This is a genomic window from Micromonospora trifolii (assembly GCF_022229005.1).
In the GTDB taxonomy this organism is placed as follows: Bacteria; Actinomycetota; Actinomycetes; order Mycobacteriales; family Micromonosporaceae; genus Micromonospora; species Micromonospora trifolii.
Map to the genome: position 1 here is coordinate 1 of NZ_JAKKFD010000061.1, position 20,777 is coordinate 20,777.

Genomic DNA, 20,777 nt, shown 5'->3' on the forward strand with positions numbered 1-20,777 from the left:
ACGCGCCCCACCCCGACCCGATGCGCCCCACCCCGACCCGACCCGACGCGACCCGACGCGACCCGCCCAACGCGCCTCAACCCCGCGACCCATGAGCAACGGCGACGTCGCGGGCCTGGCGGCCTCGCGGCACGGCCAAGATCCGCGCACTTTCGGTGAAACTGCCGCCTCATCACGTGCCGAGGCAGCAGTTTCACCGAAGTTGCGCGGATCTTGGGGGATCGGGGTGGGGTCGGGGGCGGCTGGGCGGGTCGGGCCGGGCCGCAAGCCGGGGGAGGAACGGCCGATCGGGGCCGTAAAGGGCGATGATCGGTATCGGTCAGCGGTGGGTGGGCCCTACTTGAGCTGCCCTGCGGTGAGGCCCGCCTGCACCTGCCGCTGGAAGGCCACGTAGACGGCGAGCACCGGGAGCACCGCGATGCTCAACCCGGCGAAGAGCCGAGCGTAGTCACCCGCATAGCCCTGGCTGACGGACAGCGCGAACAGCCCCTGCGCCAGCATCCACTTGGACTCGTCGCCCTGCAACAGCACCTGCGGCAGCAGGAACTGGTTCCAGTGGCTGAGGAAGTTGAAGATCGCCACGCTGATCAGTCCCGGACGGGCCATCGGCAGCATCACCCGGAAGAACAGCCGAAAGTGACCGCAGCCGTCGACAAGTGCGGCCTCCGCCACAGTGGTCGGCAGGGTCCGGAAGAACGCGGTCAGGAAGAACACGGTGAACGGCAGCGAGTAGGCCGCGTACACGAGGATCAACCCGAGCCAGGTGTTGAAGAGACCGGCGTTGCGGACCACGAAGAACAGCGGCACCAGGGCGAGGAACACCGGAAACATCAGGCCGCCGACGAACAGGTAGTAGACGACCTGACGGCCGCGGAACTCGTAGCGGGCGAAGACGTACGCGGCGGTGGCGCCCATCAGCATGGTGAGGCTGACCGAGCCGGTCACCACCACCAGGCTGTTGAGGAAGTACCTGCCGATGTGCGCGCCGGTCCAGGCCCGCGCCCAGTTGTCCAGGTGCAGCGCGCCGGGGAGCCCCCACGGGTCGGCGAGGATCTCACCGTTGGTCTTGAACGAGCTGATGAACATCCACAGCAGCGGCAGTACGGTCAGCAGGCCCCAGAGCAGCAGGAAGCCGTGCGAGAGGGCGTTGGCCACGCCGAGTTCCCGGCGCACCGGGCGGTCCCCGCTGGCAACCAAGGTCGCGGTGGGCTGATCCAGAGTGGTCACGAGTATTCGATCCGTTCGCGCCGGCCGACCCGCAGCGACAGCACCGCCACCGAGAGGGTCAGGAAGAACATCACCACGCCGATCGCCGAGGCGTAGCCGAACTTGGTCTCGCTGCCGAAGGCGGTGTCGTACATGCGGACGCCGATCACGTCGGTGGAGAAGTTGGGCCCGCCGTTGGTCATCAGCTGCACGAGGATGAACCCGTCCAGGGCGAAGATGGCCAGGTAGACCCAGGCGACCTGGACGGTGTCCCAGAGCAGCGGCAGGGTGACCCGGCGCAGTGTGGTGAACCGGGACGCGCCGTCGAGCAGCACCGCCTCGTAGATCTCCTTCGGCACGGCCGACATCGCCGCGCCGAACAGCACCACGTAGAAGCCGACGTTGCTCCAGACCATCACCGCCAGCACGCACCAGAAGGCGGTCGCCGGGTCGCCGAGCCAGGTCGGCGCGGGCAGGCCGACCGCGTGTGCGGCGCTGGTGAGCAGCCCCTGGTTGGGGTGGTACACCTCCTTCCAGAGCAGCGCGATGATCACCACGGAGAGCACCTGGGGGAAGAAGTAGACAGTGCGGTAGAGCGCGCCGCCGCGTACGCCGGTGACGCCGGCACTGCCCTTGCGCCCGCCCATGGCGAGCATGGTGGCGAAGAAGAGCCCCAGAACGATGGTCAGCACCGGCACCAGACCCAGCAGGATCGCGTTGTTCTTCAGCGCGTTCCACACGTAGTCGTCGTGCCAGAGGGTCTTGAAGTTGGCCAGGCCGACCGGGTTGGCGTCGGCCGAGTAGCCGAGCCAGTCGGTGGTGGAGATCTGGAACGCCTGGAGGTACGGCGAGACGACGAAGAACACGTACAGCAGCACCGGTGGCACCAGGAACGTGACGATCAGCGGCCACTTGCCATGTTTCACGAGGGGGACCTCTCCGTTGGGGTACGGCCGGTGGGGGCGGACCTCTCCCCCACCGGCCGGGCGGTCAGGCCGCTCGCTTGTACTTCTTGATCGAGCTGTCCTGGGCGATCGAGTCGGCGCCCTTCTGGCACTGTTCGAGGAACTCGGCGGGGCTGATCCGGCCGCTGAAGAACTCGCCGCAGGCGGCGTCGATGAGGTTGCGTTCCAACTTGCGGTAGAAGTTGTTGTAGACCCAGTTGAAGCCGTTGGCGCCGGACGCGTCGAGGGCCTTGACCACGGTGCTCAGCCCGTACGGCAGCTCGACCCCCTCGGTGGCGCCGGCGACGACTGTGAGGCTGGCGACCTTCTTCGTGAAGTCCTGGGCGCCCTTCTTGGAGAGCATGGTTCGGAAGTACTCCAGGCCGCCGGCGACGTTGCGGGCCTTGGCGGGCACCATGAACGGTTCCCCGGCGGTGCCCCGGATCGCCTCGAACGGCAGCTTGTCGCCGCTGCCCAGGCTCGGCGTCGGCGCGATGGTCATGTTGAACCCGGCCGGGGTGACGTCCTTCTGCTCGCTCTCCAGCCAGGAGCCGCAGGAGATGAAGGCGGCCTTGCCCTGACACCAGGCGGTCTGCGACTGCTTGTGGTCCAGGCCGGGCGAGCCGTCCAGGATGTACTTGTCCTTGACGATCTGGTGCCAGGCGTCGGCGGCGGTCCGCATCGAGTCGGACTTCCAGGCGTTCGGCTCCAGGTTGTCGATGGCGGTCGCCACGGACGGGCCGCCGAGCTTGATGGCCGTGGAGATCAGCGGCCAGCTCATGTAGCGCGGGTGCAGGCCGGCGTACGTCCAGGGGGCGATGCCGGCGGCCTTGATCTGCTTGCAGAGCGCGATGTGCTCGTCCCAGGTCTTCGCGTACGACCAGCCGCGGTCAGCGAAGAGCTTGGCGGAGTGCCAGATGCCGTAGGCGGTGTAGGTGTAGTTGAGCACCAGGAAATTGCCGTCGTAGGAGCCGACTTCGACAGCGCCGGGCAGCAGGGTGTCCTTGACCGTCTTGCCGGGGATGTCCAGGCTCGGGGCGGCGAGCAGGTCGTCGAGGCCGGCGAGGGCGTTCTGGCTGACCAGGCCGTTGAAGTCGATCTGGCTGGAGCCGGAGTTGTTGACCACGTCCGGCGGGGTGCCGTCGACGAAGCGCGGCTGGAGGGTCTTGCTGATCTCCTGGGTGGAGGAGTGCTTGATCTTCGCCTTCGGGTACTTCTCGGTGTACATGGCCTCGTGGGCCTTGGCGTACTCCTCACCGAAGCCGCCGCCGAAGATCACCACCTCGAGTGGGGCGTCCTCCTTCACGCCGAGCGGGTTCTGCGCGCTCTTGGTGCCCTGGTAGGTCTCGGCATCGTTCTTGTCACCGCCACCGCTGGTGGCGCAGCCGGACAGCAGGCCGGCGGCGGGGGTGGCCAGGAGGCTGGCGGCAGCGCTGCGCCGCAGGATGTCACGCCTGTTCATGGGTTCTCCTCGGGTCGGGTCGGGCGGATCGCCGGTCTGTGGGGGGAGGCGTCCGCCGCGCGAGGGGCGGTAGTTCTCTTCAGTTCATGCTCTGTTGCTGAAGAATTTCTACGACAGCCGGGCTCGGACTTCAAGTCCTGAGAGCCGAACCGTTATCACCACCGCCCACCACGACTGCTCAGGTCTGGGTGGGGAACCCGAGGTTGACCCCGCCGTGCCGCGGATCCAACCAGCGGCTGGTGACAACCTTGCCCCGGGTGAAGAAGCGCACCCCGTCCTCGCCGTGCGCGTGCAGGTCGCCGAAGAGGGACGACTTCCAACCGCCGAACGAGTGGTACGCCATCGGCACCGGGATGGGCACGTTGATTCCGACCATGCCCACCTCCACCTCGTGCTGGTAACGGCGGGCCGCCCCACCGTCGTTGGTGAAGATCGCCGTGCCGTTGCCGTACGGGCTGGCGTTGACCAGGTCCACCGCCTCGTCGTACGAGCCGACCCGGACCACGCTCAGCACCGGTCCGAAGATCTCGTCGGTGTAGATCGACATGTCAGGGGTCACCCGGTCGAACAGCGTCGGGCCGAGCCAGAAACCGTCCGGGTCGCCGTCCGGCGTCACGTCCCGCCCGTCCACCACCGGCACCGCGCCGGCGGCGACACCGGCGTCCACGTAGGAGCGCACCTTCGCCGCGTGCGCGGCGGTCACCAGCGGGCCCATGTCGCAGCCCCGTCGGCCGTCGCCTGTGCGCAGACCGGTCACCCGCGTGGCGATCCGCTCGACCAGCGCGTCCGCCACCGGCTCCACCGCCACCAGCACCGAGATTGCCATGCACCGCTCCCCCGCCGAGCCGAACCCGGCGTTGACCGCCGCGTCGGCGGCCAGGTCCAGGTCGGCGTCCGGGAGCACCACCATGTGGTTCTTCGCCCCACCGAGCGCCTGCACCCGCTTGCCGGCGGCCGTCCCGCGCTGGTAGACGTACCGGGCGATCGGGGTGGAGCCGACGAACGACACCGCCCGCACCTCCGGGTGCTCCAACAACGCGTCGACCGCCTCCTTGTCGCCGTTGACCACGTTGAGCACCCCGTCGGGCAGGCCCGCCTCGGCGAACCACTCGGCCAGCAGCAGCGCCGCGCTGGGGTCCTTCTCGCTCGGCTTGAGCACCACCGCGTTGCCGCAGGCCACCGCCACCGGCACGAACCACAGCGGCACCATCACCGGGAAGTTGAACGGGGAGATCACGGCGACCACCCCGAGTGGTTGCCGGATGGTGTACGAGTCGACCTCGGTGGACACGTTCTCGCTGAACGCGCCGCGCAGCGCCGACGGCAGGCCGCACGCGTACTCGATGACCTCCAGGCCGCGCTGCACCTCGCCGGCGGCGTCGGCGAGCACCTTGCCGTGCTCGGCGGTGATCACCTCGGCGAGACGGTCCCGCCGGGCGTGCACCAACTCCCGGAAGGCGAACAGCACAGCGGACCGCCGGGCCAGCGACGCGTCCCGCCAGGCCCGCGCCGCGCGGACGGCGGCCTGCACGGCGACGTCGACGTCGGCGGTCGAGGCCAGCTCGACAGCTGCGGTACGCCGACCGGTCGCCGGGTCGAACACGTCGCCGCGCCGCTCCGAGGTGCCGCCGACCCGCTTGCCGTCGATGAAGTGACCGATGCTCATGCCGCCACCCCCGCAGCCGAACGGATCGCGTCGACCAGGATCGCCAGGCCCTCACGGGCCTCCTCCTCGGTCAACGTCAACGGTGGACCCATCCGCAGCACGTTGCCGTAGAGCCCGCCCTTGCCGGTCAGCAGGCCACCATCGCGGGCGGCTTCGAAGACCCGGTTGGTCAGCGCCGGGTCCGGCTCACTGCTGCCCGGTCGGACGAACTCGACGCCGAGCATCAGCCCCTTTCCGCGTACCTCGGCGACGCAGTCGAGCCCGCCCACGGCGGACCGCAGGCCGTCGGCGAGGATTGCGCCGACGCGGGCCGCGTTCGCCTGGAGGTCATGCGCGATCAGGTAGTCGAGCACCGCGTTGCCGGCCGTCGTGGAGATCGGGTTGCCGCCGAAGGTGGAGAAGCTGATGGCCGGCACCGACTCCAGCACCTCGGCCCGGCCGACCACCCCGGCGAGGGCGAACCCGTTGCCGATGCCCTTGGCGAAGGTGAGCAGGTCCGGGGTGACGCCGTGCGCCTGGTAACCCCAGAAGTGCTCCCCGGTCCGCCCCCACCCGGTCTGCACCTCGTCGGCGATGAACAGGATGCCGTGCTCGTCGAGGACCTTCTTCCAGCCGGCGAAGAGCCCGTCCGGCGGGTGCACGAAACCGCCCACACCCTGGATCGGCTCGGCGATGAGCGCGGCGACGTCGCCGGCGGTCTGGGTGGCCAGCACCTCGCGGAGGTCCTCCACCGCCGCGTCGACCTGCTCCTCGGCGCTGAGCCGCGCCAGCAGCCCGCGTACCCGGTCACCCGAGTGCAACCAGGCCACCTGGAGCGGGTTGAGGCCGCTGGCCGACCAGTTGCGGTTGCCGGTGACGCCCATCGCCGCGTACGACCGGCCGTGGTAGCTGTTGCGCACGGCAAGGATCTGGTGCGAGCGGCGGTGGTTGGTGGCGACCAGCAGCGCCGCCTCGTTCGCCTCGGTGCCGGAGTTGGTGAAGAACACCCGGGCGTCCGGGATGCCGGAGCGTTGGGCGATCTTCTCGGCCAGCTCCACCTGTTGGCGGATCAGGTAGAGCGTCGAGGTGTGCGCGATCCCGGTGGCGAGCTGCCGCTCGACGGCCTCCCGGATCTCCGGGATGTCGTACCCGATCATGTTGGTCAGCACGCCGCCGAAGAAGTCCAGGTAGCTGCGGCCCTGCGCGTCGGTGACCCGGCGGCCCGAGCCGGAGACCAGCTCGATCGGCTCGGCGTAGTACAACGGCATCCAGGACGGGAGCACGGCCCGGTGCCGGGCCAGCAGGTCGTCGGTCATCGTGGCAACCCTTCAGCGGCGTTCGTGGATACCGCACGCTCCCACCGCCGGCCGATGCGAACAACTGTCAGCCTGTAGCGCAAGGGCGTCCCGACCTGACAGCACGTCAACGGTTTCCACAGCACTAGTTGGCCTCGACCCATGATTTCCGCAGCACTCACGGGAAAGGCCCACTCGATCCGCAGTCTGGCCATCCACCGCTACAGTGGGTCGGTCCACTGTCGCCGGGGAGGCACACGGTGCGCATCGAAGAGACGATCGTCGAACTGGAGCGCGTCGCCGCTCGCGAGGTGGGCCGGGGCAGCGAGGCGTTGGCCGCGCCCGCGGCGGGTGGGCTGTTGGCCGCCGCCCGGTCGCTCGCCGCCGCCGGGGCGCCCGACGCCGCGGTGTTCACCGGGTTCTTCATTCCCGGTGCCGAGCCACCCGCCGCGGAGACCGACGGCCCGCTCGGCGCGGTCCAGATAGCCGCCGCGCTGCGCCTGCTCGGTGGCCGGTGCCGGCTCGTCACCGACGAGCCCTGCGCCCCGGTGGTCGAGGCGGCCGTCGCCGCCGCCGTGCCGGGCCTGCCGGTCGACGTCGCGCCGCTGCACGGGTACGAGGACTGGGCCGACGCCCGGCTCCCCGAGTACGGCCGGCTGACCCACCTCATCGCCTGCGAACGAGTCGGGCCCGCTGTGGACGGTCGGCCCCACAACATGCGCGGCGAGGACATCGGCGCGCACACGGCACCCCTGGACCGGCTCTACACCTCCGGGTCGGCCTACCGGATCGGCATCGGCGACGGCGGCAACGAACTCGGCATGGGCCTTCTGCCTGCGGACCTGATCGGCCGGGTGGTCGCCTCGGGCGAGCGGATCCGGTGCGTGGTGGGCGCGGACGCGCTGCTCGTCGGTGGCACCTCCAACTGGGCCGCAGCAGCCCTCGTCGGCGCGCTGTCGCTGCTCCGCCCCGAGGTGCCCGACCTGCGCAAGCTGCTGGAGCCTTCCTGGTCGTACGACCTGCTGACCGCGATCGTGCGCGCGGGCGCTGTGGACGGCGTACGCCGGCGCCCCACGCTCAGCGTCGACGGCCTCGACTGGCCCGCGTACGCCGAACCGCTCACCCGGATCGCCGAGCTGGTCAGGGCAGGCCGGTAGGTGTGGGCGGCTCGGTCGCCGGCCGCAACGCCCTCGGCGGGCGGCTCGCCGCTCGCGCGTGCGCGACCTGGCGGGGGCGCAACGGCAGGTGCAGGGCGGCGGCGACCACAGCGAAGGCCGCCCAGCCGGCACCCAGCGCCACGGCCGACGAGACGTCCTGAAGGTAGTGGTACGCGGTGAGGAAGCCGACCAGCGCGAGGCTGTTGCGGGCGAAGTGCCGACTGAACTCCGCCAACTGCCTGCGGGCCTCGACGGCGACCAGCACCCCCGAGTACGGGAACGTCACCACCATGCCGCGCAGCACGGCGCCGAGCAGTTGGGTGAGGACCGCCCCAACGAAGATCACCACCAGCTTGAGCAACGCCGGCAGCCCGTCCGGGCGAGTCTCCGCGACGGCGACCGTCTCCTCAGTGGGAGCACCACGTCGGCGGGCGCGACGGCGCAGCCACAGGATGCCCGCCAGCCAGAGCACGAGCGTGCCGGCGAGGGCCACCTCGAACGGGATGTCGACGGCCAACAGGCCGGCGCTCAGCGCCACGTACACGGCGATCCCCGCGACGTCGGCGAGCAGGATCGGCCAACGCCACCGCTGGTGGGTGACCGCCACTGTGACGAAGAAGAGGTTGAGCCCGAGCACACCGAGCACCTGCGCGCCGTCCACCCGATAGTCGGTGGTGAGCAGGGCGAGCGTCATCGGCAGCGGCAGGCTGTAGACCAGCGCGCGAAGCCGGACGGAGCGGATCACGCTGACCGCCCAGACCACTGCCGTCACCAGCAGGACCGCGCTCAACGTCATGGCTCACCCGTTCCCGCCCCCGGTGGGGGCCGTCAGTCCTGGAAGGTCGCGGCGTTCGCGCAGAGGTCGAACACGCGGGTGAGCCGAGCGACGTCCGTCCGGTTGACCGAGAACTGATTCTCGCCGATCTCGCCGTGTGCGGTCATGTGGGCCTCCCAACAACTCGACCCGTCCCAGAGTGTCAAATTGACGTGCAGGTGCGGGCTCACCACCCCGAGAGGCAGCAGACCCACCCGCGCCCCGGCCGCGCGCTGCTTCTCCACCAGGGCGGACAGATCATCGGTCAACCTGGCGTAGACGAAGACCCGGGTGATCTGGACACCCCGTTGCAGGGCCTCCACGTTGGCCTCCCAGTAGCGCCGGCCGATCTCACTGCGCCACCAGCTCAGCTCCCCGCTCACCCGAGGCATCACGTTCGTCAACCCGTCCAGCCGACGTACGCAGGCGCGGGTCGCGCCGACCAGGTCCTCGTCCTCGTCACCGCGCCGGATGATCCGACCGTCAGCGAGCTGCTCGGCCTCCAACCGGAACTGCTCGTAGCGCCGCTGCGCCTCCACCGCGACCCGGGTGCCCGCATGCTGCTCGGCCGCCTCCCGGATGGCCCCGGCCAGCTCCGTGGTGGTGCGGACCAGCCAGGGCGGGCCGTCCAACAGGGTGCGCAGGTGGAAGCGGCGCTCCGCGCGGGCCAGCGAGTCGACCAACAGCGAGATGGTGATGCCCATCAGGCCGGCCAACAGCGACTCCACCCCCGAGGCGGCGTTGCTGAGGTCGAGCACGATGCTGAGGGTGACCGACAGCGTGATGCCGACCAACGCCACCGGGTCGGTGTGCGCCACCAGCCGGACGAAGCCCGCTGTGGAACCGCCGCTCTGCCGTAACCGCTGACGGGCCACGTCACGGGTCATCGAAATCCCCCAATCAGCCGTTCCCGCCAGCGTAGACAGCAACCACAACCAGTGGCCCCACCGCAGCGGCCGGTAGCATCCGGCTGTGCACAGAGCGGACGCGGCGCCGTCGACCGGTACTGACGACGAGCGGATCACGGCGGAGATTCAGGCCTGGGTCTGCTCCACCCCGCTCCAGGGCCTGGTCACCCACTTCGGCGGCACCTGGCCCGACGGCGACCTCACCGACGTACTCCGCTTCCTCGACGACTTCTCCGCCCACCACTGGGACTTCCGGGGCGGCCGGGAGCGCCCCGACGCCCGGGAGCCCGACCTCGACCCGGCCACAGCGACACTGGTGCTCGACGCGGCCGCCGCGCTCGGGCTGATCCACCCCGTGCCACCGGCCCGGCCGGCGTACGCCCACCTGGTGGTGCTCGGCGGCCTGGCGCACGCCTGCGTACGCCGCGTCGCCTACGCCGCGCACCTGCTCCGCGCCGGCCTACCGGTGAGCGGCGAGGTCGCCGTCCTGGGCAGCTTCCGGCCGCTGTCGGACTGGGAACGCCGCACGCTGGCCGACGCGGGCCTGCCGGCCGACGAGACCGAGGTGGACGTGCTGGACGCGGCCGTCCGCCGGGTGTTCGAGGTGACCGCCCCGGCGGAGCAGGACGGCATCGACACCGGCCACCCGCATCACTCCTGGTCGTCGCGGACCTACCGGCCGGACAGGCTGCCGCCGATCCGGGTGTTGGCCGCGCCGTCCAGCGAACCGGAGCAGCGGCGGGCCCACACCGCCGACACCCAGCGGTTCTGGGCCGGTCACGTCCGGCTCGCGCCGGGCGACAAGGTCCTGATGGTCACCGCGCCGATCTACGTGCCGTTCCAGCACTGCGACGCGCTACGCACGCTGGCAGTGCCGTACGGGTGCGCCATCGACACGGTCGGGGTGGACCCGACGCTGGCCGACCTGGCGGTGCTGCCCGAGCAGACGCTCACGCCGGGGCGCTACCTCCAGGAGATCCGCTCGGCGATCCGCTCGATGCGCGCCCTGCACACCGCCGCCAGCCAGCCTGGCTGACCCCCACCGGGTCACCACGCCGATTACAGTCGCTCGCGTGTCCACCGCCGAGATCCATCAATTCCTGACGGCGCTGCATCGGATTCACGACCGGCTCGACAAGGCGATGGACGACATACACGCCGTCAGCACAGCCGGCGAGCACGCCGAGATGGGGCCATCCGTCCACCTCGAAGAGACCGAGACCGGCATTCGCGTCGGCAGCCGCTACGTCTACCGGGTAGCTGACGCCTCGCCCGACCCGGACGGGTGGGATCTGAGTACGCGGGGCGACGTGTGCGAGCTGAACATCGCAGCGACGGTGCTGATCGAACCGACGGGGTGCGCGGCCTCGGTGACGGTCACGGCGATCATGCGCGATGCCGCGCTGTCGCCGTACCCCCTGGGGGAGCATTCGCTGCACGACGCCCGGCAGGTCCACCCGGACAGCGCGGCGGCCATCGATGCTCTCGCCGTGATGGTGGAGGAACTGGAGTCCCCGGTCACCTTCCTCGAGCGGGTACACCTGGTGGTGACACGGTGACCGATGCCGATGTCGACCTGGCCCGGCTCCTCACGGCGTTCCTGCACGCCCACCGTCGGCTCGTCGCGTACGCCGTCACCCAACTCGTCATCAAAGAAAGTGACGCGGAGCCGGGCGGCCACCCCTACCTGACCGATTTCCAGACCGGCACTGTGCTCTTCAGCAGCAGCGGAGTCGCCACGCTCGATCCCGACAACGACCTCTCCGAGTTGCGCGTCGAGGCCGGGGTGCGGCCGGACCCGACCGGATTCGAGGTCTGGGTGGAGTTGGTGCTCTTCGCCGGCGCGGAGTCGAACAGCGGCTGGCCGGAGGGCCGCCACCTGCTGCACGAGGAGCGACAGCGCTGCGCCGACGTATCCGAAACGGTGCGCACCCTGACGGCGTACGTCGACCGGCTGGTCAACGTCGAGGACCCGTTGGCGTCGGTGGCCTGGACCCGCCGCTGAGCCGGGCTCAGCGGGCGGTGTCGGCGACGGCCTGGGCGAAGACCTCGGAGCGGTGCTCGAAGTTGCGGAACCGGCCGTAGCTGGGCGCGGCCGGAGACAGCAGCACCACCCCACCGGCCGGGGTCACCTCGCGGGACAGCCGGACCGCGTCCACCAGGTCGTCGACCAGTTCGGTACGCACCTTCGGCAGACCGGCGAGCACCTCGACGATGCGGGTACCGCTGTCCGGAATCCCGATCACGGTCAGCTCCCGCTCGGCCAGGTGCTCGGCCAACGGCGTGTAGTCCAGACCCCGGTCGTTGCCCCCGACAATCACCGTCAACGGCCGCCCGTCGTACGCGTCGATGGCGTGCATGGCCGCGTACGGGCTGGTGGCCAGGGTGTCGTCGACGAACGTCAGCCCGGACGGGTCGGTGATCTCGGTGAGCCGGTGGGCCAGCCCCTGGAACTCGGCGACCGCGACGGCCAGGTGGTCCTTGCCGGCCACCACGTCCACGCCCAGCGCGTCGAGCACGGCGAGCGCGACGCAGAGGTTGCCCTCGTTGTGCCGGCCGACCAGCGGCAGCACGGCACGCGGGAAGAGCGGCTGGTCGCCGAAGTGGAACCACTGTGTGCCGTCGGCACCGGTGCCGACGTGGGTGGTGTCGGGGCGACCGGCGCGGACCGCCGGCAGCTCACCCAGCTCCGCGGCCAGCCGGGGGTCGCCACCGTTGACCACGATCGTCTGCGGGTCGTGGGCGAGCAGGTTGAGCTTGTCCCGGTAGTACTCCCGTTCCCCACCGTGCGCGTCCAGGTGCTCGGGGAACAGCGCGGTGACCACTGCCACCCGGGGCGAGTCGGTGAGGTCGCTGCACTGGTAGCTGGACAGCTCCAGCACGTACAGCTCCGCCTCCGGCAGGTCCAGGGTCGGCACCCCGATGTTGCCGCCGAAGACGTTCGGCCGGCCCATCGCGGTGAGCAGGTGACTGATCAGGCTGGAGGTGGTGCTCTTGCCCTTGCTGCCGGTGACCCCGACGGTGCGCGCGGCGTGGTCGGCCATCCACAACGCGGTGCCCTGGGTCACCAGGATCCCGCGGCGGCGCAGCTCGATCAGCCACGGGTGGGTCTGCGGGACACCCGGGGAGCGGACCACCACGTCCGCGGCGGCCAGCCGTTCGAAGCCCGCCTCGCCGGTGACCAGCGGCGCGGCCTCGGCCAGGGGGCCGTCCCAGGGCAGCGACAGGAAGTTCGCGCTGTCGTCCACGGCGACCAGCTCGGCGGGGCCGTGCGCGGCGATGGCGGTCACAGCGGCCCGGCCCTCCCGACCGGTGCCCCAGACGGCGACGGTACGTCCGCGCAGGTCAGAAAGGCGCACGGGGCTCTCCTCGTGGGTCACGGCGGCGGCAGGGCGGGCCCGGTCCGGACACGGCCGGACGAACCAGGGCCTAGTATGGCGTGTGCCCAACGAGCAGCTCCGGCGGATGGACGCCTTCACCTTCCCGTCCTACTCGATCGACTTCGCCACCGGCGAGGTGTTGTTCGACTACGCGCTGACCGGCCCGGCCGGTGAGCAGCGGTTCACCGAGGTAATCACGCTTCCGCTGCCGGCGGAGCCGCCCTCCGACGAGACCGTGGCGACCCTCAACCGGGTGCTGGAGGTGCTGCACCTCGTCGCCGGGGTCAGCTACTACAAGGCCGCCGCGCCGCCCCGACTCGTGCTGCCGGCGCCGCTGGGCGCGGCCACCGTCGACTACGTCACGGCCGTCTACACCAGGGGCCTCGCGGAGTACGCGTACCGCAACCAACTGCCGCACGTGCTCGACCTGCGCCCGGAGGTGCCGGCCGGCACCCCGGTGGCACCACGGGTGTACGACGACTCGGACCGTCGCCCGCTCTCGGCGGTCGGCGGCGGTAAGGACTCGATCGTCAGCCTGGAGGCGCTGCGCCGCGCCGAACTGGACCCGGTGCCGTTCTCGGTCAACCCGAACCACGTGATCGTCGCCGTCAACGAGGCGTCCGGGCTGGTCCCGCTGGCCGCCCGGCGGCGCATCGACCCGGTGCTGTTCGACCTGAACGCGGCCGGCGCGCTGAACGGGCACATCCCGGTCACCGCCATCAACTCCCTGATCGCGGTGGCCACCGCCGTCCTGCACGGGCTGGGCCCGGTGGTGATGTCCAACGAGCGTTCGGCGTCCGACCCGAACCTGGTCTGGAACGGCCACGAGATCAACCACCAGTGGTCCAAGGGCGTCGAGGCGGAGGGGCTGCTGCGGGCGTCGCTGGCCGAGCACGCCGGCCTGACCGACCCGTACTTCTCCCTGCTGCGATCGCTGTCCGAGCTGCACATCGCCCGGCTGTTCGCCGAGTTCACCCGGTACGACGACGTGGTGACCAGCTGCAACCAGGCGTTCAAGCTGCGCGATGCGAGTGAGCGCTGGTGCCGCGACTGCCCGAAGTGCCGCTTCGTCTTCCTGGCCATGGCGCCGTTCATGCCCCGGGAGCGGCTGGTGGGCATCTTCGGGGGTGACCTGCTGGCTGACGAGTCGCAGATCCCCGGCTACCGCGAGTTGCTGGGCGTGGACGGGCACAAGCCGTTCGAGTGCGTGGGCGAGGTCGAGGAGTCGGTGGTGGCGCTCGGCCTGCTCGCCGAGCAGGACCAGTGGCGCGACGCCCCGGTGATCCAGGCCCTGGTCGACGCCGTCCCGGAGACGGCCTGGTCCGCTGTGGCCAACTCGGACGTCTTCACCCCCGGCGGCCCCAATCACATCCCCCCCACCTACGCAAAAGCCCTGGCCACCCTCACCTGACTCGGACGTGGACCTACCTTCCCGGGTCAGGACCGCGCCGCGAAGCGAAACGGCAGGACCAGCCCCTCCCCGCCCCAATCGGCTGGGAGGTCACCCTGGTCGTCGTCGGCCTGGGCGGCCTACTGGGCATCCTGTGGCCCCGCCCCTGGGGAGTGTGCCCCTGCCAGCTCCTTTGGAGCTGATGTCGTAAACGAATCAGGGCCTGGTCGACCCGAGCCGAGCCGAGCGATTCGTTCGCGACATCAACTCGATAGCGTGCCGAACCCCCATGCCCACCTCTACTCCAGGCCGACGCGGGCGGGCGGCGGACGAGGGGGCCAGGGAGGGGTTAGGGGGTGCGGACTGCTTCCAGGGCCAGCAGGGCTACGTGCAGGGAGAGGCTGGCCTCTACCGAGTCCAGGTCCACGTCGAGGATGCGGGCGATGCGGGCCAGGCGCTCGTAGAAGGCCGGCCGGGACAGGTGGGCGGCGGCGGCACCGGCAGACTTGTTGCGTCCCTGCTCCAGGTAGGCGCGCAGGGTGTCGAGCAGCCGTTCCCGGGGGTGCCGGGCGTCGTACTCCAGTAGCGCGCCGAGTTCACGCTCCACGAACGTCTGCAGGCGGGGCTCGTCGCGCAGCAGGTGCAGCAGCCCGGCCAGGCCGACGTGCGGCAGCCGGAAGATCGGCAGGTCGCGCCGGTCCCGCCGGGCCGCCTCGGCGATCTGCCGCGCCTCGACCAGCGACCGTCGGGCCTCCCGCAGGGTGCCCACCCCGGAGCCGGCGGCAATGATCACGCCACCCGGGCCAGCGCCCCGGAACGGATCGACACCGACCCCCGACCGAGCGGCCTCGACACCGAACGCCGCGCGGGACGTATCTACGCCGAAGCCGGCGCGGGACGCATCGGCGCCGACCGCCCCACGGGAAGCATCGGATGCGGAACGGGACATGTCGGGGCCGGGGGCGACCCGAGCCGGTTCGGCACCGGGTGCCGGCCGGCCGGTGCCGGCGTCGAGGCGTACCCGACGAAGGGCGCTGGCGAACGCGGACAGCGCGCGGTCCTCGGCGGCCGGGTCCGGGAGGGCCAGCAGCGCGCCCACCGAGTGGTCGTCGACGGCGCTGGTCAGCGCGGTCAGCTTCGCCTCCCGCAGGGCCTGGCCGACCGCCTCGGAGAGATCACGCAGCCGGGCCTGGCCGGCCTCGGGGCCCACCTCCCCGGCGGGGTCGTCGGCGCGGTGCCGGACCATCACGCCGACCAGGTGCCGCCGGTCGAGCACCACGCCCAGCGCCTTGGCCCGTAGCCCCACCTCGTCCACCGGGCGGGAGTGGTCGAGCAGCGCGGTGAGCAGGGTGCGGTGGATCTGCCGTTCCAGGCCCTCGGCGTCGCGGCGGATCAGCCGGCCCAGCGCGAGGGTGGACGCGGCCCGCTCGATCAGGATGGTGAGCCGGGTGGGCGAGCCCGGTTCGACGGCCTGGGCGCTGGGCACGTCCCCGCTGGCCGGCCAGCGCAGCAGCAGCCGACCCCAGTCCTGCCCCCGGGCGCCGACGGTGGTCACCAGCCAACCGCTGTCCGCGTCGTACGCGGTCCGTCCGGCCGGGCGGATCCGACGGGAGTGCTGCTCCCAGCCGTCCAACAGCAGCTCGGCGCTCTCGCCCGCCGGGTCGTACCCGAGCACCTGCCGGGACAGGTTCTCCAGCACCACCGGGCAACCGGACAGCTCGGCGGCCTGTCGGATCACCTCGGCGGCGTCGGCGCCCTCCACGGAGAGGTCGTTGAACCGCTGGTGGATCTCCTCGGTGGCGCGCAGCTCGGTGAGCTGCGCGTCGACGATCAGCGCGTGCACCGCCTCGGTGATCCGGACAAACGGGGTGGCCCGACGCAGCTCCACCAGGGGCAACCCGCGCCGCTCGGCGGCGGCGGCCATCACCCGGGGCACCCCGCTGACGTACCGGCGGCCCAGCTCGACGACGAGCCCGGAGACTCCGACGTCGGCGAGGTCGCCGATGAACGCACGCAACCCGGCGTCGTCCCCGGGCAGACCGATGCCGGTGGTGAGCACCAGTTCGCCACCGCCGAGCAGAGTGGCGATGTCCGGCACCTCGGCGACGTGCACCCAGCGCACGGGTCGGTCCAGCCCCTCGTCGCCGGCGACCACGCGTGGCGCGCCGTGGCGGACCGGGTCCAGGGCGAGGACCTCACGGACGGTAGGGAACACGGCCGCCACGCTACCGTCCGTGACGCCGGAACTCGACTTGCCACCGGCGCGAGGGTCAGTCGACGCCGAACTCCATAGCGGCACGGTCGAGCGCCTCGTCCTCGGGCGAGGCGACGCCCCGGGACGCGATGGCCTCCGCGCCGCCCTCGGGCATCGCGCCGATCAACCCGGTCGAGGCGGCCTGCGCGGCCCCGATCATCCGCTGCGTGTTCCCGCCGCCGACCAGGCCGAGGGAGGCGTACTGCTCCAGCTTCGACCGCGAGTCGGCGATGTCCAGGTTGCGCATGGTGAGCTGACCGATCCGGTCCGACGGGCCGAACGCCGAGTCCTCGGTGCGCTCCATCGACAGCTTGTCGGGGTGGTAGCTGAACGACGGGCCGGTGGTGTCCAGGATCGAGTAGTCCTCGCCCCGGCGCAGCCGCAACGTCACCTCGCCGGTGACCGCGGTGCCGACCCACCGCTGCAACGACTCGCGCAGCATCAACGCCTGCGGGTCCAGCCAGCGGCCCTCGTACATCAGCCGACCGAGGCGGCGACCCTCGTTGTGGTAGTTCGCCAGGGTGTCCTCGTTGTGGATGGCGTTGACCAGCCGCTCGTACGCGTAGTGCAGCAGCGCCATTCCGGGCGCCTCGTAGATGCCCCGGCTCTTGGCCTCGATGATCCGGTTCTCGATCTGGTCCGACATGCCCAGGCCGTGCCGGCCGCCGATGGCGTTGGCCTCCAGCACCAGGTCGACGGCGCTGCCGAACTCCTTGCCGTTGATCGTGACGGGGCGGCCCTGGTCGAAGCCGACTGTGACGTCCTCGGTCGGGATCTCCACCGACGGGTCCCAGAACCGGACGCCCATGATCGGGTTGACGGTCTCGATGCCGGTGTCGAGGTGCTCCAGGGTCTTCGCCTCGTGCGTGGCGCCCCAGATGTTGGCGTCGGTCGAGTACGCCTTCTCGGTGCTGTCCCGGTAGGGCAGGCCGCGTTCGAGCAGCCACTCCGACATTTCCTTACGCCCACCCAGCTCGGTGACGAAGGCGGTGTCGAGCCACGGCTTGTAGATGCGCAGCATCGGGTTGGCCAGCAGGCCGTACCTGTAGAAGCGCTCGATGTCGTTGCCCTTGAAGGTCGAGCCGTCGCCCCAGATCTGGACGTCGTCGGCGACCATCGCCCGCACCAGAAGGGTGCCGGTCACGGCGCGACCCAGCGGGGTGGTGTTGAAGTACGCCCGCCCGCCGGTGCGGATGTGGAAGGCGCCGCAGGTCAGCGCGGCAAGGCCCTCCTCGACCAGGGCGGCGCGGCAGTCGACCAGGCGGGCGACCTCGGCGCCGTAGCTGAGCGCGCGGCCGGGCACCGAGGCGATGTCGGGCTCGTCGTACTGGCCGATGTCGGCGGTGTAGGCGCAGGGAACGGCGCCCTTGTCGCGCATCCACGCGACCGCGACAGAGGTGTCGAGGCCGCCGGAGAAGGCGATGCCGACACGTTCGCCGGTGGGCAGGGAGGTAAGAACCTTGGACACAGGGAAAATTATGCAATAGAACGCATGGCCATGCAAGCTGAAGCGATCTACTCGCCGCCGAACGGCGGATCGTCGCGGCCCAGCTCCCAGAACGCCACCGCCGCCGCGGCGGCAACGTTCAACGAGTCGACGCCGCGCCGCATCGGAAGGACCACCCGCACGTCGCTGGCGGCCTGGGCCGCCGCGGTGAGGCCGGGCCCCTCGGCGCCGAGCAGAAGCGCCGCCCGCTCGCGTTGCGCCGGGGTCAACCGCTGGATCGGTACGGCGTCCGGCGCGGGCGTCATCGCGAGCACCGTGAAGCCGGCCTCACTTACCTGGTCCAGCCCCTCGGGCCAGCTGTCGAGCTTCGCGTACGGCATCGCGAAGACCTCACCCATGCTGACCCGGACACTGCGCCGGTACAGCGGGTCGGCGCAGGACGGCGACAGCAGCACCGCGTCGATACCGAGCGCTGCGGCGCCCCGGAAGACCGCACCGAGGTTGGTGTGGTTGTTCACGTCCTCCAGGAGCACGACCCGGCGCGCGGCGGCGAGCACCTCGGCCGCCGTCGGCAGCGGCCGGCGGTGGAACGACGCCAGCACCCCGCGGTGTACGTGGAAGCCGGTGGCCCGTTGCAGCACGTCCTGTGTCGCGGCGTAGACCGGCGCGTCGCCGGTGTCCAGGTCGGCGAGCTGGTCGACCCGCTTGGCGTCGACCAGGTACGACCGGGCCGGGTAACCCGCGCGCAGCGCCCGGCGCAGCACCAGCTCCCCCTCGGCGATGAACAGGCCGTGCGGCGGTTCCCAGCGGGTACGCAGCTCGACGTCGGTGAGCGCCCGGTAGTCGGCGATCCGGTCGTCGTCAGGGTCGTTGATCTGGTGGACGGGCACCCGACGATTCTGCCGGACGCGCAGTAGCACGCTTCGAGGCCCGCCCGGCGGGGAGTTTTGTCCGAAGAAGAAGGGGAATGACCGGCGGGCATCGGACGCGACGGGAAGGACCAGCCAGGTGAGCACAGACGACACCACGCCGGGCGAAGCGGGCACCCTGCCCCGGCGTCCGACCGTCGCGGACCACATCGTGTCGCGGCTGTTCAGCTGGGGCGTACACCGCTACTTCGGCTATCCCGGCGACGGCATCAACGGCATGACCTCCGCGCTGCAACGCACCAACGGCCGCGCCCAGTTCATCCAGGTCCGACACGAGGAGACCGCGGGCTTCGCCGCCTCCGCCCACGTCAAGTACGGCGGCGGCCCGCTGGGCTGCGCGCTGGTCACCAGCGGGCCGGGCGCCATCCACCTGCTCAACGGCCTGTACGACGCGAAGCTCGACCACCAACCGGTCATCGCCCTCGTCGGTCACACAGCGACCACCGCCGAGGGCGGCGGGTACTACCAGGAGGTCGACCTGCTCGCCCTCTACAAGGACGTGGCAGCGGCGTTCCTGGCCCAGCTCGACCACCCGGCACAGGTACGTCACCTGGTCGACCGGGCGTGCCGGACGGCGCTGGCCCGGCGTACCGTCACCGCCCTGATCCTGCCCCTGGACCTGCAGGACGAGCCGGCCATACCGAACCCGCCGCACGCGCACGGCTACTACCAGACCAGCAACGCGCCGAGCAGCACACCGACCATCCCGCCGGAGGCCGACGTACGCCGGGCGGCCGAGGTGCTGCGCGGCGGGCAACGGGTGGCGATGCTCGTCGGCCAGGGTGCCCTCGGCGCGCGCGACGAGGTCCGCGAGATCGCTGATCGGCTCGGGGCCGGCGTGGCCACCGCGCTGCTCGGCTTCACCGCCGTCGACCACCGCGAGCCGTGGGTGACCGGCGCGATCGGGCTGCTCGGCACCCGACCGAGCTGGCAGCTGATGAGCGGCTGCGACCGGCTGCTGATAGTGGGCAGCAACATGCCGTACTCGGAGTTCTATCCACCGCCCGGGCAGGCCCGCGCGGTGCAGATCGACCTGGACGGCACCCAGCTCGGGCTGCGGTACCCGACCGAGGTGAACCTGACCGGCGACGCCCGCCCCACGCTGCGGGCGTTGCTGAACGAACTGGGCCCCGGCCCCGGGCCGACCGCCTGGCGGACGGAGATCACCGAGGCCACCTCGGCGTGGCGCCGGGTGCAACACGACCTGGCCGAGCAGGCCGCCGACCCGGTCAACCCGCAGTTGCTCTTCCACACCCTGAACGAGCGGCTGCCCGACGACGTGCTGCTCACTGTCGACTGCGGCACCACCACCGCCTGGTACGCCCGACACATCCAGGTACGCCCCAGCATGCTGGCCAGCCTCTCCGGCACGCTGCTGTCCATGGGCGGCGCCATGCCGTACGCGTTGAGCGCCAAGTTCGCCCACCCGGACCGGCCGCTGGTAGCGCTGATCGGCGACGGCGCCATGCAGATGAACGGCGTCAACGAGCTGATCACCGTGGCGAAGTACTGGCGCAGCTGGGCCGACCCGCGCTTCGTGGTGCTGGTGCTCAACAACCGGGATCTGGCGTTCGTCAGCTGGGAACAACGCTCCACCGAGGGGACGCCGATGTTCCCGGACAGCCAGCAGTTGCCGGACATCGCCTACCACCAGTGGGCGGAGGTGCTCGGGCTGCACGGCGAGTTGATCGACTCACCGGACCAGGTGCGCGACGTCTGGGACCGGGCGCTCACCGCCGACCGGCCGGTGGTGATCAACGCCCTGGTCGACCCGGCGGAGCTGATGCTGCCACCGCACTTCACCGTCGAGCAGGCCCGCAAGACCGCCGCGGCGGTGCTGCGCGGCGACACCGACTGGGCCGGCATCATCCGCCGCGGCCTTCCCGCCACCCTGGCCAGCTACCGCCCCCGCCGCCGCCAACCCTGACCCACCCACCCACCCACCC

General features: G+C 71.1%; 17 protein-coding genes. 6 read left to right on the plus strand and 11 right to left on the minus strand.

Annotated elements, in window-relative coordinates; genetic code table 11:
- Positions 1-336: 336 nt before the first annotated feature.
- The 5 genes from NIE79_RS30180 to NIE79_RS30200 form a co-directional block, all read right to left on the minus strand.
- Positions 337-1,233, minus strand: a complete 897-nt coding sequence (locus NIE79_RS30180) for a carbohydrate ABC transporter permease (RefSeq protein WP_372471905.1) — start codon at positions 1,231-1,233, stop codon at positions 337-339.
- On the minus strand, positions 1,224-2,132 hold the full coding sequence (locus NIE79_RS30185) for a carbohydrate ABC transporter permease (protein ID WP_238681805.1): 909 nt from the start codon (positions 2,130-2,132) through the stop codon (positions 1,224-1,226). Before NIE79_RS30185 ends, NIE79_RS30180 begins: the two co-directional genes overlap by 10 nt.
- Positions 2,133-2,196: 64 nt before the next feature.
- Positions 2,197-3,612, minus strand: a complete 1,416-nt coding sequence (ngcE, locus tag NIE79_RS30190; RefSeq protein ID WP_238681806.1) for an N-acetylglucosamine/diacetylchitobiose ABC transporter substrate-binding protein — start codon at positions 3,610-3,612, stop codon at positions 2,197-2,199.
- A gap of 178 nt (positions 3,613-3,790) precedes the next feature.
- Positions 3,791-5,278, minus strand: a complete 1,488-nt coding sequence (locus NIE79_RS30195) for a CoA-acylating methylmalonate-semialdehyde dehydrogenase (protein WP_238681807.1) — start codon at positions 5,276-5,278, stop codon at positions 3,791-3,793.
- Positions 5,275-6,573, minus strand: coding sequence for an aspartate aminotransferase family protein (locus NIE79_RS30200; protein WP_238681808.1), 1,299 nt, complete (start codon positions 6,571-6,573; stop codon positions 5,275-5,277). The genes NIE79_RS30195 and NIE79_RS30200 overlap by 4 nt, the downstream gene beginning before the upstream one ends.
- A gap of 239 nt (positions 6,574-6,812) precedes the next feature.
- Between NIE79_RS30200 and NIE79_RS30205 the strand changes: the two genes are divergently transcribed.
- The gene (locus NIE79_RS30205) at positions 6,813-7,709 is read left to right on the plus strand and encodes a glutamate cyclase domain-containing protein (protein WP_238681809.1); all 897 of its coding nucleotides are present in this window, start codon (positions 6,813-6,815) and stop codon (positions 7,707-7,709) included.
- Here the strand turns inward: NIE79_RS30205 and NIE79_RS30210 are convergent.
- Together NIE79_RS30210 and NIE79_RS30215 are read right to left on the minus strand one after the other, a co-directional pair.
- Positions 7,693-8,505 (minus strand): hypothetical protein, encoded by an 813-nt coding sequence (locus NIE79_RS30210; RefSeq protein WP_238681810.1) that lies wholly within the window; start codon positions 8,503-8,505, stop codon positions 7,693-7,695. The two genes, NIE79_RS30205 and NIE79_RS30210, sit on opposite strands and share 17 nt — an antisense overlap.
- Before the next feature lie 32 nt (positions 8,506-8,537).
- Positions 8,538-9,410, minus strand: coding sequence for a hypothetical protein (locus NIE79_RS30215; RefSeq protein WP_238681811.1), 873 nt, complete (start codon positions 9,408-9,410; stop codon positions 8,538-8,540).
- Positions 9,411-9,495: 85 nt separating this feature from the next.
- On the opposite strand from NIE79_RS30215, the gene NIE79_RS30220 reads away from it, so the two are divergent.
- From NIE79_RS30220 to NIE79_RS30230, 3 genes are read left to right on the plus strand one after another with little or no spacing between them, the layout of a single operon-like run.
- Entirely contained in the window at positions 9,496-10,467 is a 972-nt protein-coding gene (locus tag NIE79_RS30220; protein ID WP_238681812.1) for a hypothetical protein, read from the plus strand.
- A 37-nt stretch (positions 10,468-10,504) separates the two neighbouring features.
- Positions 10,505-10,990 (plus strand): hypothetical protein, encoded by a 486-nt coding sequence (locus tag NIE79_RS30225; RefSeq protein WP_238681813.1) that lies wholly within the window; start codon positions 10,505-10,507, stop codon positions 10,988-10,990.
- A complete protein-coding gene (locus NIE79_RS30230) occupies positions 10,987-11,436 on the plus strand; it encodes a hypothetical protein (RefSeq protein ID WP_238681814.1) in 450 nt (149 codons plus the stop codon). The genes NIE79_RS30225 and NIE79_RS30230 overlap by 4 nt, the downstream gene beginning before the upstream one ends.
- Positions 11,437-11,443: 7 nt before the next feature.
- Here NIE79_RS30230 and murD read toward each other — a convergent pair whose 3' ends face one another.
- Positions 11,444-12,790, minus strand: a complete 1,347-nt coding sequence (murD, locus tag NIE79_RS30235; RefSeq protein ID WP_238681815.1) for a UDP-N-acetylmuramoyl-L-alanine--D-glutamate ligase — start codon at positions 12,788-12,790, stop codon at positions 11,444-11,446.
- An 82-nt stretch (positions 12,791-12,872) separates the two neighbouring features.
- Here murD and NIE79_RS30240 point away from each other — a divergent pair, with 82 nt between their 5' ends.
- The gene (locus NIE79_RS30240) at positions 12,873-14,222 is read left to right on the plus strand and encodes a MurL-like N-terminal domain-containing (RefSeq protein WP_238681816.1); all 1,350 of its coding nucleotides are present in this window, start codon (positions 12,873-12,875) and stop codon (positions 14,220-14,222) included.
- A gap of 328 nt (positions 14,223-14,550) precedes the next feature.
- Here the strand turns inward: NIE79_RS30240 and NIE79_RS30245 are convergent, their stop codons facing one another.
- From NIE79_RS30245 to NIE79_RS30255, 3 genes are read right to left on the minus strand one after another with little or no spacing between them, the layout of a single operon-like run.
- Positions 14,551-16,416: a PucR family transcriptional regulator gene (locus tag NIE79_RS30245; protein WP_443677172.1), complete on the minus strand. Its 1,866-nt coding sequence runs from the start codon at positions 16,414-16,416 to the stop codon at positions 14,551-14,553.
- A gap of 55 nt (positions 16,417-16,471) precedes the next feature.
- Entirely contained in the window at positions 16,472-17,923 is a 1,452-nt protein-coding gene (argG, locus tag NIE79_RS30250; RefSeq protein WP_238681818.1) for an argininosuccinate synthase, read from the minus strand.
- Positions 17,924-17,970: 47 nt separating this feature from the next.
- The gene (locus NIE79_RS30255; protein ID WP_238681819.1) at positions 17,971-18,822 is read right to left on the minus strand and encodes a TrmH family RNA methyltransferase; all 852 of its coding nucleotides are present in this window, start codon (positions 18,820-18,822) and stop codon (positions 17,971-17,973) included.
- A gap of 88 nt (positions 18,823-18,910) precedes the next feature.
- Between NIE79_RS30255 and NIE79_RS30260 the strand changes: the two genes are divergently transcribed.
- Positions 18,911-20,758, plus strand: coding sequence for a thiamine pyrophosphate-requiring protein (locus tag NIE79_RS30260; RefSeq protein ID WP_238681820.1), 1,848 nt, complete (start codon positions 18,911-18,913; stop codon positions 20,756-20,758).
- Positions 20,759-20,777 lie beyond the last annotated feature (19 nt).